Annotated in this window: 12 protein-coding genes and 2 pseudogenes; 7 read left to right on the forward strand and 7 right to left on the reverse strand. The window is 66.1% G+C overall.

Translation table 11 applies throughout. The features are described from left to right. Positions 1–17: 17 nt before the first annotated feature. Positions 18–353, forward strand: a pseudogene (locus ACFVYE_RS25330) (Tn3 family transposase); the annotation flags it as partial. Positions 354–474: 121 nt separating this feature from the next. Here the strand turns inward: ACFVYE_RS25330 and ACFVYE_RS25335 are convergent. The 5 genes and pseudogenes from ACFVYE_RS25335 to ACFVYE_RS25355 form a co-directional block, all read right to left on the reverse strand. After that, positions 475–1464 (reverse strand): BtrH N-terminal domain-containing protein, encoded by a 990-nt coding sequence (locus tag ACFVYE_RS25335; protein WP_383973102.1) that lies wholly within the window; start codon positions 1462–1464, stop codon positions 475–477. Continuing rightward, the gene (locus tag ACFVYE_RS25340) at positions 1461–2504 is read right to left on the reverse strand and encodes a GyrI-like domain-containing protein (protein ID WP_383973100.1); all 1044 of its coding nucleotides are present in this window, start codon (positions 2502–2504) and stop codon (positions 1461–1463) included. Before ACFVYE_RS25340 ends, ACFVYE_RS25335 begins: the two co-directional genes overlap by 4 nt. A 77-nt stretch (positions 2505–2581) precedes the next feature. Beyond that, a pseudogene (locus ACFVYE_RS25345) lies at positions 2582–2782 on the reverse strand (IS982 family transposase); the annotation flags it as partial. Positions 2783–2868: 86 nt separating this feature from the next. Next, positions 2869–3807: a MerR family transcriptional regulator gene (locus ACFVYE_RS25350; protein ID WP_383973098.1), complete on the reverse strand. Its 939-nt coding sequence runs from the start codon at positions 3805–3807 to the stop codon at positions 2869–2871. 478 nt (positions 3808–4285) lie between these two features. After that, positions 4286–4903, reverse strand: a complete 618-nt coding sequence (locus ACFVYE_RS25355) for a TetR/AcrR family transcriptional regulator (protein ID WP_383973096.1) — start codon at positions 4901–4903, stop codon at positions 4286–4288. Positions 4904–5021: 118 nt separating this feature from the next. On the opposite strand from ACFVYE_RS25355, the gene ACFVYE_RS25360 reads away from it, so the two are divergent. From ACFVYE_RS25360 to ACFVYE_RS25380, 5 genes are all read left to right on the forward strand, one after another. Then, on the forward strand, positions 5022–5933 hold the full coding sequence (locus ACFVYE_RS25360) for an alpha/beta fold hydrolase (protein WP_383973095.1): 912 nt from the start codon (positions 5022–5024) through the stop codon (positions 5931–5933). 499 nt (positions 5934–6432) lie between these two features. After that, the gene (locus ACFVYE_RS25365) at positions 6433–7038 is read left to right on the forward strand and encodes a TetR family transcriptional regulator (protein WP_389607441.1); all 606 of its coding nucleotides are present in this window, start codon (positions 6433–6435) and stop codon (positions 7036–7038) included. 56 nt (positions 7039–7094) lie between these two features. Next, complete coding sequence (locus ACFVYE_RS25370; RefSeq protein ID WP_389607442.1) at positions 7095–8702, forward strand: MDR family MFS transporter; 1608 nt, start codon at positions 7095–7097, stop codon at positions 8700–8702. Between the two features lie 29 nt (positions 8703–8731). Further along, complete coding sequence (locus ACFVYE_RS25375; RefSeq protein WP_389607443.1) at positions 8732–9070, forward strand: TetR/AcrR family transcriptional regulator; 339 nt, start codon at positions 8732–8734, stop codon at positions 9068–9070. Continuing rightward, the gene (locus ACFVYE_RS25380; protein WP_383971700.1) at positions 8989–9540 is read left to right on the forward strand and encodes a hypothetical protein; all 552 of its coding nucleotides are present in this window, start codon (positions 8989–8991) and stop codon (positions 9538–9540) included. The genes ACFVYE_RS25375 and ACFVYE_RS25380 overlap by 82 nt, the downstream gene beginning before the upstream one ends. Before the next feature lie 138 nt (positions 9541–9678). Here ACFVYE_RS25380 and ACFVYE_RS25385 read toward each other — a convergent pair whose 3' ends face one another. Next, complete coding sequence (locus ACFVYE_RS25385) at positions 9679–10179, reverse strand: NUDIX domain-containing protein (protein WP_389607444.1); 501 nt, start codon at positions 10177–10179, stop codon at positions 9679–9681. A 562-nt stretch (positions 10180–10741) separates the two neighbouring features. Continuing rightward, entirely contained in the window at positions 10742–11365 is a 624-nt protein-coding gene (locus ACFVYE_RS25390; RefSeq protein ID WP_383971694.1) for a sigma-70 family RNA polymerase sigma factor, read from the reverse strand. A gap of 79 nt (positions 11366–11444) precedes the next feature. On the opposite strand from ACFVYE_RS25390, the gene ACFVYE_RS25395 reads away from it, so the two are divergent. Beyond that, the gene (locus ACFVYE_RS25395; protein WP_383971713.1) at positions 11445–12272 is read left to right on the forward strand and encodes an alpha/beta fold hydrolase; all 828 of its coding nucleotides are present in this window, start codon (positions 11445–11447) and stop codon (positions 12270–12272) included. Positions 12273–12713 lie beyond the last annotated feature (441 nt).

Here is a 12713-nt window from a genome sequence, read left to right on the forward strand (position 1 = left end):
TCTCGGCCTTCAGCGCTCGCCGCCAGATCAAGGCACAGGCCAACCTCCAGGAGGGCCCGCCACACCCTCGCCCGGAAGATCTCTTCCACGGCCGCTCCGGACAGCTCTACCAGGACGGCATGGAGGACCAGATCGGCGCCCTCGGACCGGTCCTCTACGCTGTCGTCCTCTTCAACACCAGGTACATGGACGCCGCCGTGAATCAGCTGCGCACGGACGGCTTCGGCGTCCGCGACGAGGATGTGTCCCGCCTCTCCCCCTTCGTTCAGCATCACATCAACATGCTCGGCCGCTACTCGTTCCAGCTCCCTGGCCTGCCCGACGGGATGCGTCCCCTGGGCGACCCGGACGCACCGGCGCCGGCGCCCGGCTGCGGTGAGCACGGCGAGCCGGCGCTCCAGTTTCTGCCCACCGGTCGAGACCCGGGCGTATCCGATCTCGATTTCGATGCTGAGGCCGATCGCGCTTGATGTCTCACTCCTGCAGGTGGCTCAGCGCCTGCATGGCCTCGCGCTCTATGCGTGAAAGATCGCTGAGGACGGTGCCTGCCTGTGCGAGGCACTGCGTATCGCCTGATTCACCGGCTTTTGTGATCAGTGCTGCGGCTTCGGTCCAGAGGGTGGCTGCCTCGGTGTACAGACTGTGTCCGGTGCGCAGGTGTCTGCTGTCGAGCAGTTGGGTGCATTGGGCGAGGAAGTCGCGGTAGAGGTTGCGGAACAGGGCGCCGCCGGTGCCGGCCTTCTCCATCATGAGGGCGGCTTGCGGCAGGTCCCGCTGCGGGTTGTCGGTGCGCTGGAGCCATGTGCGTACCAGCTTGCCGGCCTTTTCGATGCCTCGGTGGCCGAGGTTGGCGATGGGCGGGTTGAGGAAGGCGTCGGCGCAGGCGGTGATGGCGGGAATGATCTGGCCCTGAGGGGAGGGCAGGTCCCTCGGAGCGGTGAGGGTGAAGGAACGGTGCTTTGCGGTCATCGGGCCGCGTGCGGCTCTGGCCTGGGCGAGGCTCGTCAGGCTGGTGGATACCGCTCCGCCTTGCTGGTCGGTGTCCACCAGGTAGGCATCGTGGTCGTCATAGCCGTACATGGCGACGACATGACCACCGAAGTGCACCTTCGCCCCGAAGTAGTCCAGGTAGTAGCTGTCGAGCTGCAGTCCGACGGGGTGGCCGGCGTCGATGGGGGCCACCATGTTCTGCCATGCCCTGCGGGGCGAGGTGGTCTCCTGGACCTGGAGCTCCAGCTTGAGTCCGGTGGCCAGGTTTCTGGTGAGGTCGAAGGGTTTGACTCGTCCCCCGAGGAAGGGAAAGCCCATGTTCTTGCTGTCCCAGTAGATGAAGGACAGACCGGAGCCGAGGCCGAAGAGCATGGGCTCGGACAGATCGAGTCCTTGGTGCCTCAGCAGCACCCCGAGCGTTGTCGTCTCGCAGTGCTGCGTACTGCGGACATCGATGTCTCCTACCGTAGTCATGCCATGCCCTCCTGGACGGGAATGATCAGCCGGGTCATCAGTTCTTCGTGCGGCGCCTCTGCCGGGCCGACCAGATACGCCTCACGTACGGGCGCTTGCGGCCGCAGTCCGCGTTCGTGGATGGCGGCGAAAAGCGCGTTGTAGGCCAAGGGCAGTTGAGCGTAGGACCCGATGTGCACGGTCTCGGCAACGAGCCCGCCGGGCAGCACCTCGAACTCCAGGCCGGGTGTCCCCTCCCCCTGCGGCGTCTGCGCCCCGACGGCGATTTCCATCCGCTCTTCCGGATCCAACGGGTACAGCCCCCACAGCGGCGGCTCCCATACGATTCTCGCCCTGCCGAGCACGGGCAGCAGCCGGGCTACGCATTCCTCGACCTTCTCCCCGATCTCCGCGGGGGTGCAGACCGCTCGCACCACTGCCAGCCGTCGCTCCGGTTCCCTGCTCATCGTCACCTCATAGCCGGGCAGGCCACCCTCCGCCAGCCGCTCGAGCATCTCCAGCCGTGTCTGGTCCCTGCTGATCCGCTCGGCCAGCCGGTCCCGCTCGGCGCGCAGAATCTGTGCTCTGCGCTCAGGCTCGGCAGCCAGCGCCTGGGCGATCACAGCCAGGGGTAGATCCATCTCGCGCAGCAGGGCAATGGTCAGGGCATCACGCGTTTGTTCAGGTGCGTAATAGCGGTAGCCGGAGCCGGCATCCACGCGGACCGGAGCCAATAGCCCCATCTCGTCGTAGTGCCGTAGCTGCTTGACGCTGAGTCGGCACAGGCGGGCGAAGCGCCCAATGGTGAGAAGTTCGTCTTGCACACCATCATGGTGGACTCTCCCACGGTGGGAGAGTCCAATGCTGTGCCCATTGGCCCCAAGACCGCCCTGCTCCTCTTCGCCTTCGTCATCGCTTGGGGTATCCGGGTCACGCAGCGGGCGCAGTCCGTGACTGGACCCGCTGGCGGCGGTGTTGAATTGGTAGCGGGCCAGGAAGTTGATGTGACGTTCTTTGAGCGGGGAGAGCCGGGCGGCGTCCTCGTCCTTGATCTCTCGCACCCTCGGGAATGGTCCCTGCCAGGGCACGGCCGTTGGCCGATCGGGCTGCCGCTCTGCTCACCCGCAGGGATAGTTCGGCCGGCGTGCCGCAGCCACCGCCGCTCCGAGGTGTGGCCGAGCAGCGCCGACATCACTGCGACGGTGACCAGTTCGGCGTCACTGAGCGTGGCCGCGATCCCGACGGCCGGACGCCACAGAGCCAGAGACGGCGAAGCCTCCAACGCATCGTCGATCCTGACGTACAGTGCCGTTGCGAGGGTGTCCAAGTCCGTCATCACACACCGACATTGGACGCCCTCGCGACATGTCCGCAGGCCACCCCTTGCACTCATTCAGGGATCCGAGGCGGTCTCCACCGCGGTGGCTATGCGTCGCGGTCATTTCGCAGGGCCTGGATGAGCCAGGGGTACAACGGGATCAGGTTCGGTACTACCTGCCAGCCGTTGACGATCCAAACCAGCCGCCAGTACCGGTCCACCCTGGGATCGTGCGCCTCTTCGAACTGGTGGGCCATCCAGTCCCGGAATTCCGTGTCAGGGGTGCGCGCGAACACCTCGGCGAAGCGGTGTACAAGGTCGTCGATGACGGGTGCGACCCTGGTGCTGAGCGGGTCGATGCCCGACTCCATGGCCTCGGTCACCTTCTGACGGGTGAACTGCATCAGTTCCTCGCCGGCCTCGCTCTCGATGTCGAGCGTGCGCCCGGCGGCCTGGAACATGGCCGTCCGGCGCATCCGGGCCCGGAAGTCCTCGTCGCCGACCAGCTCGGCGAGTTCCACCCACGCGGCGACCTGCTCGCTGGACGGATCATCGGGCAGGTCGGGAGTGGCAGCGCGAACCATGGCCACCGCGGCTGGGTCGGCATCCACTGTGCCGAAGGTGCCATCCATGAAATCGTCGATCAGACGTCGGCGTTCCTCGCCGGACAACTGCGTGAGCCTGTGCATGAGCTTGGTCTCCTCGGGATTGGACCCGCGTCTGGCCATGACTCGCAGAACGCTTCGACGCAGTTGCAGCACCCGGATCTGGACGTCCACGGCGTCGGCGTGCGCCGCGGCGACTTCCGCCACCGAGAGCTCGCGGTCCAGTACCCGTTGAATCGTGGCCAGGTCCATGCCCAGCTCGCGCAGTGTGCGGAGGAGTTCCAGACGAAGCAGTGCGTCGCGGTCGTAGAGCCGATAACCGGCGGAACTTCGGGTGGTCGGCGCTACCACCCCCGAATCGGAGTAGAAGCGGATGGTCCTCACGGGCAGGCCGGTCCGCCGGGAAAGCTCCCCGATCGAGTAGAGGGTCGTAACGTCCATGTCCCCAACTCTGCTGTCTCCAGTCACTGGAGACTCAAGGCTATTCCCCAGCTGGGCCCCGACCGAGACGTCCTCCGAGTTGCTGAGCACGCGTCACGTGGTTTCCGCTGACCGCCAGGACGACGGGCACGCCTTGCGCGCACTGGGCGAGCGATGGCAGCGACATGTGCCACCGCTCGCCGGCGGCCCATGGCGCAGATGTTCTGTGTCAGCCGGCGGTCCTGGCCGAGCCGCCTTTCCTGGCACGTTCAGCGACCCAACTGATGGGATCGCTTCTTCGGTTCCTTCTGACTTGCCACGCCCAGCCCGACAGTCATCGATTCCGGGCAACTCGCCAAAGGCCACTCCAGCAGCAACCGTCGCTCAGCGCGTGTGCTCCACGGAAGTTGAGCCAGAACTCGAACACCTGGGAGGCGATTGCTGTTCTTCGGGCTCTGAGAGGTTCACGAACAACGACGTCATTCCCGCACCCGCTGCGTCAGGGAACCGAGCCACTCGCTTGGAAAATCCGGTCCAGGTGGTGGTTCAGCACTACGCCGGCGGATTCTGGGCTGCGCTGGCCGACGAGGACGCTGATGCCGAGTCCCGCAGACATGGCAAGCAGACTCACTGCCTCCAACTGGACGTCCACACCGGGCTGAACAAGATCCGCCTCCTGTGCCTGCCGGAGGAGTTCGGCCAGGGCCTCCTCGGCGGCATCAGGGTTCCGGATGAACGGCTGCGCGGCGAGCGCCTGGTCGGTCACGGCCAGAACCGCGTACGAGGTATAGACGAGGTGGAAGGCGCGGCTCTCCTCGTCGGTCGGCAACGACGCCATCAGAAGCGCCTCGATCACTGCGCGGGGTTGCGGGCCGTCGCCGACGGCCCGGGACCTGGCTGCTACTCGTTCCCCGAATCTCTCCGCCAGATGCTGCAACCCGTAGAGCAGCAACTTTTCCTTGGTCTCGAAGTAGTACTGCACCAGCCGCAGTGACACCCCCGCCTCCGCTGCCACGTCGCGCATCCCCACGGCGTGCAGACCGCGTCGTCCGGCGACTCGGACGAGTGCCTCGGCGATCTCGCTACGCCGTTCTGCGTGGTCCACGCGCTTGGGCATCGGCCGCCTCTCTGCTCATCGGTTGCCCTGGTCCGGGGCCTCCCGAGTCATGATGGTACACCTGTACCACCAACGTGGTACGTTCGTATCACCAAGAATCGATATCCCGGAGGTGGCCGTGCCCGAGACCACGACTCGCACCCAGGCCGATGTCGGCCGCTATGTGAGCGATGCCTTGCGTGACCGCTACTTCGCGGCCTGCGACGCCGTTTATGCACTGGGGGCGCCCACGCTCGCAGAGATGGACGTGGAGACGTCCTTCGGCACCACACACGTCTACCGGTACGGCCCTGTGAACCCCGCCGACCGGTCCCGCACCCCCGTCGTCCTGGTGCACGGGGCGGGCTCTTGCTCCGCCATGTGGTACCCAAACACCCCCGCCCTCAGCATCGACCGCACCGTCTACGCGATCGACACCCCAGGCGATCCAGGGCGCAGCGTGCAGCGCGAACCCATCCATCAACCCGACCGGGCCGCACAGTGGCTGGACGAGACGCTTGCCGGACTCGGGCTTGACCGCGTACACCTTGTCGGCTCCTCCTACGGCGGATGGCTCACCCTCAACCAAGCGCACCGCAGGCCCGGCCGCCTCGCCTCGGTCACGCTGCTCGACCCCGGCGGTCTGGAAAAGGTCGGGCTGCGTTTCTTCGTCTGGATCTTCGCCAGTCTCTTCGCGACCTTCGCCCCCAAGGCACTGCGCCCACGACTGGCAGCCTGGCTGGAGCAACCCGTCCTCATCATCCCGGAGCTGCGCACGATGATCCGATCGGGTGTCCGCGCCTACCGCATTCGCCGCCCAGCTCCACTCCCCTTGTCCGAGGACGAACTGTCCAGCATTCGCACCCCGCTCTATCTGGTGCTTGGCAAGCGAAGCCTCCTCGTGCACCCGCGGCGGCAAGTGGAGCGCATTCCACGCCTGATACCCGGGGCACGCGCCGAAATCGTCTCCGCCACCGGCCACGGACCGCAGATCGACCACGCGGAGGAGATCAATCGCCGGATGCTGAGCTTCATGGACTCCGTCAGCTGACAGCCGGCGAGGCTGACCGGCCGGGGAGGGCGGCCCCGGCCTCATGGCAGGCTCCCGGCCCCCTGGCAAGTCCCCAGTACCGTCAAAACCCAAGGCGACTCCAGGGAACTTCCGGGCCATCCAGGCATCGAGCACGTAACAGAGAAAGAGATTTGCGGACCGGTCCGGTGGCGCTTCGGACACCACGACGAGCCGGCCACGACGGAGACCGCCCATTGAGGTGGACGACGTCTCTCCCAAGGTCTCGCCATCGGGGACACACCTGAAGAAGCCACGCTCTTCGCCGCTCACTCCGGCTCAGAACTCCCGCCCGAGGTAAAAAAAGCTGATCGACCGGTCAATAATGCGGAGCGCGGGGCTCGGTGTGGCTCAGGACTGACGCCGCACCGAGCCCCGCGCACCGTCACCAGGACCATCGGCAGCGGGCTGAGACTGTCCACGAACACACGCCGGAAGCGGAATTTTGCACACCGTGCAAGATTGCATATCATGCACCTTCATGAGTGCCGACGACATGCCCATCGGGCTCCGCGAACGTAAGAAGCGTGCGACGCGTGACGCCCTCGCGGACGTGGCGCTGCGCATGGCCGCGGACTGCGGATTCGAGAACATGACCGTGGAAGCGGTCACCGATGTGGCCGGTGTCTCCGTGCGCACCTTCTTCAACTACTTTCCGTGCCTGGAAGACGCGATCACCCGTCCCGACCAGGACAGCGCAGAACGGGCTCGTCGGGCGGTGCTCAACGCGCCGAAGGAACTCACGGCACTCAATGCTCTGCGCGAGGCGATCGGCCAGGAACTCGCCCATATCGAGGAGGATCACGAACGCTGGGAGCTCCAGATGGCCGTGCTCAGGACGAGTCCTTCGCTGCTGCCCGGATTCCTGGCCGCCCAGGGCGCGGACGAACGCGCACTGGTCGCTGTCGTGGCCGAACGCCTCGGCCAGGATCCCGAGTCCGATCTCTACCCCCGGCTTCTCGCGCACGTGACAATCGCTGCCGTGCGCGCCGCCGTCGAACTCTGGGTGGCCTCCGGCCGTACCCGCACGTTCCAGAGCATCTATCGCGAGGCGTTCTCCTCGCTGGCCGCCGGTCTGAGCGGCTGAAGCACATCCGAAGCCCCCACCGGGGCCTTTCACCAGAGAATGAGGAACGTCAGCCGATGACCGCTGCCGTCACACCCGAAACCGGTACCGCCGGTGCGCCCGAGGGGGACGCACCAGCCATGACACGTCGTCACATACTCCAGGCCATGTCGGGCCTGATGGCCGGCATGTTCGTGGCCATCCTGGCCTCCACCGTGGTCTCCAACGCCCTTCCCAGGATCATTGCCGATCTGCACGGCAGCCAGTCCTCATACACCTGGGTGGTCACCGCCGAGCTTCTGGCGATGACGGCGACCGTCCCGATCTGGGGCAAGCTGTCCGACCTCTACGACAAGAAGCTGCTCATCCAGCTCTCTCTTTCGATGTTCATCGTCGGCTCGCTCGTCGCCGGCTTCTCGCACAGTGTCGGCCTGCTCATCGTGAGCCGTGTCGTGCAGGGCATCGGCGCGGGCGGTCTCACCGCGCTTGCCCAGGTGGTGATGGCTGCGATCATTCCCCCGCGTGAACTCGGCCGCTACTCCGGCATCTTCGGCGCCGTCTTCGCCGTCGGCACCGTCGCAGGACCGCTCATCGGCGGCGTGCTCGTGGACACCTCCTGGCTGGGGTGGCGCTGGTGCTTCTTCATCGGTGTGCCGTTCGCCCTGCTCGCGATCGTGCTGCTCCAGCTGACCCTGAAGCTGCCCACCGTCCGCAGAGAGGTGAAGATCGACTATCTCGGTGCCGTCCTCATCATGAGCGGGGTCAGCGCACTGCTGCTGTGGGTGACCCTCGCAGGCAACCGGTTCGACTGGGCGTCGTGGCAGACCGTCGCCCTGGTCACCGCCGGTGTGGTCCTGCTGGTCGCCGCGGTCCTGGTCGAATCCAGGGTTCAGGAACCGATCATCCCGCTGGACATCTTCCGCAACCGCACCGTGACGCTGACGACGGTGGCGAGCCTGCTGGTCGGCGTGGCCATGTTCGGCGGCACGGTGTTCCTCTCCCAGTACTTCCAGATCTCGCTCGGCAAGTCGCCGACCATCGCAGGCCTGATGAGCCTGCCGATGATCCTCGGTCTGATGCTTTCCACGACCATCGCCGGGCAGATCATCTCCGCCCGGGGCAAGTGGAAGGGCTTTCTGATCGCGGGCGGCATCATCATGACCGCGGGCATGGGCCTGCTGGCCACGATCAGCGCGGACTCCTCGTTCGGGCTGCTCAGCAGCTACATGGTGGTACTCGGCGTCGGCGTCGGCATGCTGATGCAGAACCTGGTGCTGGCAGCTCAGAACGACGTGCCCGCGTCGGAACTGGGCGCCGCGACCTCGGTGCTGTCGTTCTTCCGCAGCCTCGGAGGAGCGATCGGCACGAGCGCTCTGGGCGCCGTGCTCAGCCACCGGGTGGCGAGCGAGATGGAGAAGGGCTTCGGCGGGGCGGCGGACAACGGGGGCGCCGGACACGGCGTCCCCGACCTCACCACTCTTCCCGAACCGGCCCGGCAGGTGGTCGAGCACGCGTACGGGGTCGCGACCGCGGATGTCTTCCTGATCGGAGCCCCCTTCGCGTTTCTCGCCCTGATCGCAGTGCTGTTCATCAAGGAGAAGCCGCTCAAGACGCAGAGCGGCATGGAGCGGCTCGCGGAGGAGAACGCCGCCGCCGCAAAGGCACAGGCTGCCCCGACGCACTGAGCCCACCGAGTTCCAGGAGGAGTACCGTCGTGCCCGGACAGAATCTGCGCACACGCAAAATGCAGCGTACGCGTGAGGACGTGGCGCGCACGGCGGTCAGGCTCTTTCTCGCCCAGGGGTATGAACGGACCACCGTCGGCCAGATCGCGGACGCGGTGGGGGTCTCCCAGCGCACGGTCTTCCGCTATTTCCCCGCCAAGGAGGATCTGGTGCTGGTCCCGCTGACCGCGAGCGGGGACGCTCTGGTCACGGCTCTTCGGTCGCGGCCGGAGGAAGAAAGTCCCATGTGCGCGCGGCGTTCGGAACGGTCCTCCGCACTCTGCAGGAGGGCAGCGCATACGGTGTCGATGCGTCGCTGCTTCGGCTGATCGACCGGACGCCGAGCCTGAGCGCCGAACTGCTGCGCCGCGCCGGCGGACTTGAGACGCGGCTGGCCGAGGTCATCGCCGAACGGGAAGGCATCCACACCGGTGGTTCCGACATGCGCCCCCAGTTGATGGTCGCCGTGTTCGTCGCGGCCGGCAGCGTGGCGATGCGGGGCTGGTGCGGCAAGGAGGACACCACCCTGTCGCACATCGGAGCGCTGCTGGAATCGGCCCTCCACCATATGGGTCCGGAACTTTTCGGAGACTGGCGGAGCGGTCACGACGGTCACGTCACGGCTGGATACCGACAGATGGATGAAGGATCAGCGCGCGGAGATCTCCCGGGGTTCGGTCTGACCAGCGATGACCCGCGCTCGCCGCCCTCCACTGCTGATCCTGCCCCGGCTCGGGGCTGCAATTCTGGCACGGTGTCCGGCTCCGCCTCTGCAACCTTGGGGCCCTGGACGAAGTAGTCGAATTCAAGGACGTGGACAGCGGCGGCGATGTCGGTCACGTCCCAGGCGCGGGGTGGCAATGGGGATCGGTGGGGTGTTCACGTCGGTCGTTGCCTGTACGCCGACCGGAAGGGTGGCAGGGCATCAGGTCTCGTGTTAAGTGGGGTCGAATCCGTGGTGCAGGTAGACAGCGGTGCCCTGGGCCAGGGCACCGGAGCAGGCATGCAGACGCCGGACCATGTGCGGGGCAAGGAGGGTGCCCCACCGGTCGGAGGAGGCCAACTGCCAAGCGGTGAGCTCGTCGTGGTCGAGCTGGATCCGTCTCTGCGCCTCGTGTTCGGTGATCAGGCCGCCGTCGAAAAGGTAGTTGGCCAGCGGCGGGCGCCCGTCGGCCTGCTCCGGTACCCAGTCGACGGCCAGCAGCCGACCCGGTGTGAGATCGATGCCGAGCTCCTCCTTGACCTCGCGCCGGACCGCCTGCCGCGGGTCCTCTCCCCTGTCCAGTCCGCCGCCGGGGATCTCCCAGGTGCCGTCGCCGTAGGACGGTTGAACCAGAAGAATGCGACCAGCTGCATCATGGAAAATTGCTCCAGCACCGGCGATCTGCTTGGGCAGGGAGGCGTAGTACTCAGCGGGCGGGAGATGCGCGGTGCTCATGGGACGGGACGTTAACCGCACCGCCCACGGGATCCACGACGCATCCCCGGTCTGGCGCAGAAGAGTGACGAACCGGTGTGATTCTCACTCCAGAAGCAGAGCCTGATGCTCGGCCAGTTCGCTGCCGCCGCGCCGGTTGGCTTTGTACACAGGTATCGACAGCAGATGCTCATGCTGATGAGCAGCGGCTGATTTTGCCCCGAGCCGATGCAGAGATCGCGAATGTCAAGACCCGCCTCGCGGCACGCGACACCATCATTGCCGAGCTGCCGAGTTCAAGCCCCTCGTTGTCTCCCAACTCGCGGCTCAGCACCAGGAGATCGAGCAACTCCGCCACCAGCAAGCCCCCGGTCGCCCCTCGGCGGTTCATCAACTGCCCGACTACCGCTCCGGCAATATGCCCTCCGTCATAACGAGAGCGACACGGTGACCTCGGTGAAAGAGGCACCGGCCATGCAATTGCCCGAGCGCGCATTTCCCGTCGTCGGCTGTGTCAGTTTCTGAGGGAGTCGTTATGACTCTGCGGCCTTGATCAACAGCGGTGAGCTTTGATGTCGCCCGCTCATTCGGCCGCCAAGGCTCGGTCGTCGCTCCTGAGCTGGTCGCGTTGGATCTGGCAAGCGAGGGTGCGACGCACGGAGGCTGATGCGGTGATGGTGGTGGTGACCTTCGCGGGAATGTCGAGACCTCGGCTGATCTCGTCGTACGCGTCCCGGTAGCTGCCAGGCATTTCAGCCTGGTGCAGCATCAGGTCCTCTTCGAGGAGGCGCCGCAGCTCGTCGACGTTCTGAGGAGTGAATCGCTTCTTCCCCCGGGCGATGGCGTTGACGTAGCGGGTGCAGCGGGCGGTGTCGAAGGTCTCGGAGATTTCCTCGGCAAGACCCCAAAGGCGCCCTTCGAGCCATGGGGCGTCGTGCTGGTCGAGGGAGAGCCCCATCGGGGACGGTGGCTCGCCCGCCTTGCACTTCGTCACCTGCTTGGACACGGCGGGCTGACTCATGTCGGTGAGCTGGGCAATTCTGTCCTGGGTCCAGCCGAAGCCGACGAAGATTCTGATCATTTCGGCACGCAGCTTCCGCATCTCCTCGCCTGCGCGGATGACCTCGTTCATGCCCGCAACCATGCGCTCGGCCTGTTCCTCCGTCAGTACCTCGGGGTTCTGCTGCGTGTCCTCTTCGACTGCCATAGCTCGGTTATATACCCGAGCGCCTCCACCAGCCATAACCAGGTTGTATAACTAGGTTATGACTGCCAGTATCCAGGTCATGCCAACCTTCTCCGCACCTGACGGAACCCAGCTCGCCTACCGCGTGATCGGAGACGGCGACCCAGTCGTCTGCCTCCCGGGAGGCCCCGCGGACTCTCTCTACCTCGGCGACCTCGGCGGCCTGTCCACGCACCGTCAGCTGATCGTTTTGGATCTTCGCGGCACCGGCCGGTCCGCGATCCCCAAGGACACCTCTTCCTACCGCTGCGATCGCCTGGTCGCCGACGTCGAGGCGCTGCGTGAACACCTCGGGCTCCCCCGGATGGACCTGCTCGGCCACTCGGCCGGCACGAATGTTGCGACGCAATACGTGGCCCGGCACCCGGAGAACGTCAGCAAGCTCGCTTTGATCGGTCCCGGTCCCCGAGCTGTTGGTATAGCGATCACTCGGGAGATGCGACGCGAGCACGCGCAGCTTCGGAGGAAAGAACCGTGGTTCCCGGCGGCGTTCGCCGCCCTGGAGGCGATCACCGAGGGCACGGGCGGCGACTGGGAGGCCATCGCGCCCTTCTTCTGGGGTCGTTGGGACGCCGCGGCACAGAAGCACCATGTGGCCAGCCAGCCGAGCAACAAGGAAGCTGTCGCTCTCTTCGCGGCCGAGGGCGCCTTCGACCCGGAGACCACTCGTGCGGCGCTCGCCGACTGCGAGGCACCAGTCCTGCTCCTCGCGGGAGAGTTCGACTTGAACAGCCCCCCTCAGTCGGCGTCCGAGTTCGCGGCACTGTTCCCCGATGCCACACTCGTGGTGCAGCCGGGAGCGGGCCACTACCCCTGGCTCGACGACGCCGACCAGTTCGTGGCGACCACTGCGGCATTCTTGGGGTAGTGAATCCGCTCCCGCCTACCGGCCCGGAGTCGGATACAAAACCGTACCCATCAGGCCCTCAACGGCAGAAGCACCCTCACATGGCCACATCGCCATAGTCACGACGGGACACACGTGTCGGTATGCATGGCCGCCCAATACCAGCGGCGCTCCCGACACGCCGGGGCCCGCTACAGGCCCGGTCGAATGTGGGGGGCCACAAAAAGCAGCCACCAGCAGCGTCGCCGCCGGGATGAACAGGAGCATCCCCAGGACGCACCTCACCATCAACAAAGTTGGCATGCCGGTCCCGAAGATGACGCAGGCCCAGACGAAGCGCTGCGGCTCACGCCGCAAGAAACAGCGGCATGGCGACCGGCAGGGCAGTCAGGACGAAGAATCCAGCGAGCCCGCCGGACAACCCGACTGCAGCGCGGGGCTTCGTAGCCGGGGCTGACGGTG

Source organism: Streptomyces sp. NPDC058239 (assembly GCF_042882185.1).
Classification (GTDB): domain Bacteria; phylum Actinomycetota; class Actinomycetes; order Streptomycetales; family Streptomycetaceae; genus Streptomyces.

Excerpts from the sequence above, each read along its gene's own strand:
- ACFVYE_RS25335 (WP_383973102.1), bottom strand. The coding sequence starts at position 1,464 with ATGACTACGGTAGGAGACATCGATGTCCGCAGTACGCAGCACTGCGAG.
- ACFVYE_RS25350 (WP_383973098.1), bottom strand. The coding sequence starts at position 3,807 with ATGGACGTTACGACCCTCTACTCGATCGGGGAGCTTTCCCGGCGGACC.
- ACFVYE_RS25355 (WP_383973096.1), bottom strand. The coding sequence starts at position 4,903 with ATGCCCAAGCGCGTGGACCACGCAGAACGGCGTAGCGAGATCGCCGAG.
- ACFVYE_RS25365 (WP_389607441.1), top strand. The coding sequence starts at position 6,433 with ATGAGTGCCGACGACATGCCCATCGGGCTCCGCGAACGTAAGAAGCGT.
- ACFVYE_RS25370 (WP_389607442.1), top strand. The coding sequence starts at position 7,095 with ATGACCGCTGCCGTCACACCCGAAACCGGTACCGCCGGTGCGCCCGAG.
- ACFVYE_RS25385 (WP_389607444.1), bottom strand. The coding sequence starts at position 10,179 with ATGAGCACCGCGCATCTCCCGCCCGCTGAGTACTACGCCTCCCTGCCC.
- ACFVYE_RS25390 (WP_383971694.1), bottom strand. The coding sequence starts at position 11,365 with ATGGCAGTCGAAGAGGACACGCAGCAGAACCCCGAGGTACTGACGGAG.
- ACFVYE_RS25395 (WP_383971713.1), top strand. The coding sequence starts at position 11,445 with ATGCCAACCTTCTCCGCACCTGACGGAACCCAGCTCGCCTACCGCGTG.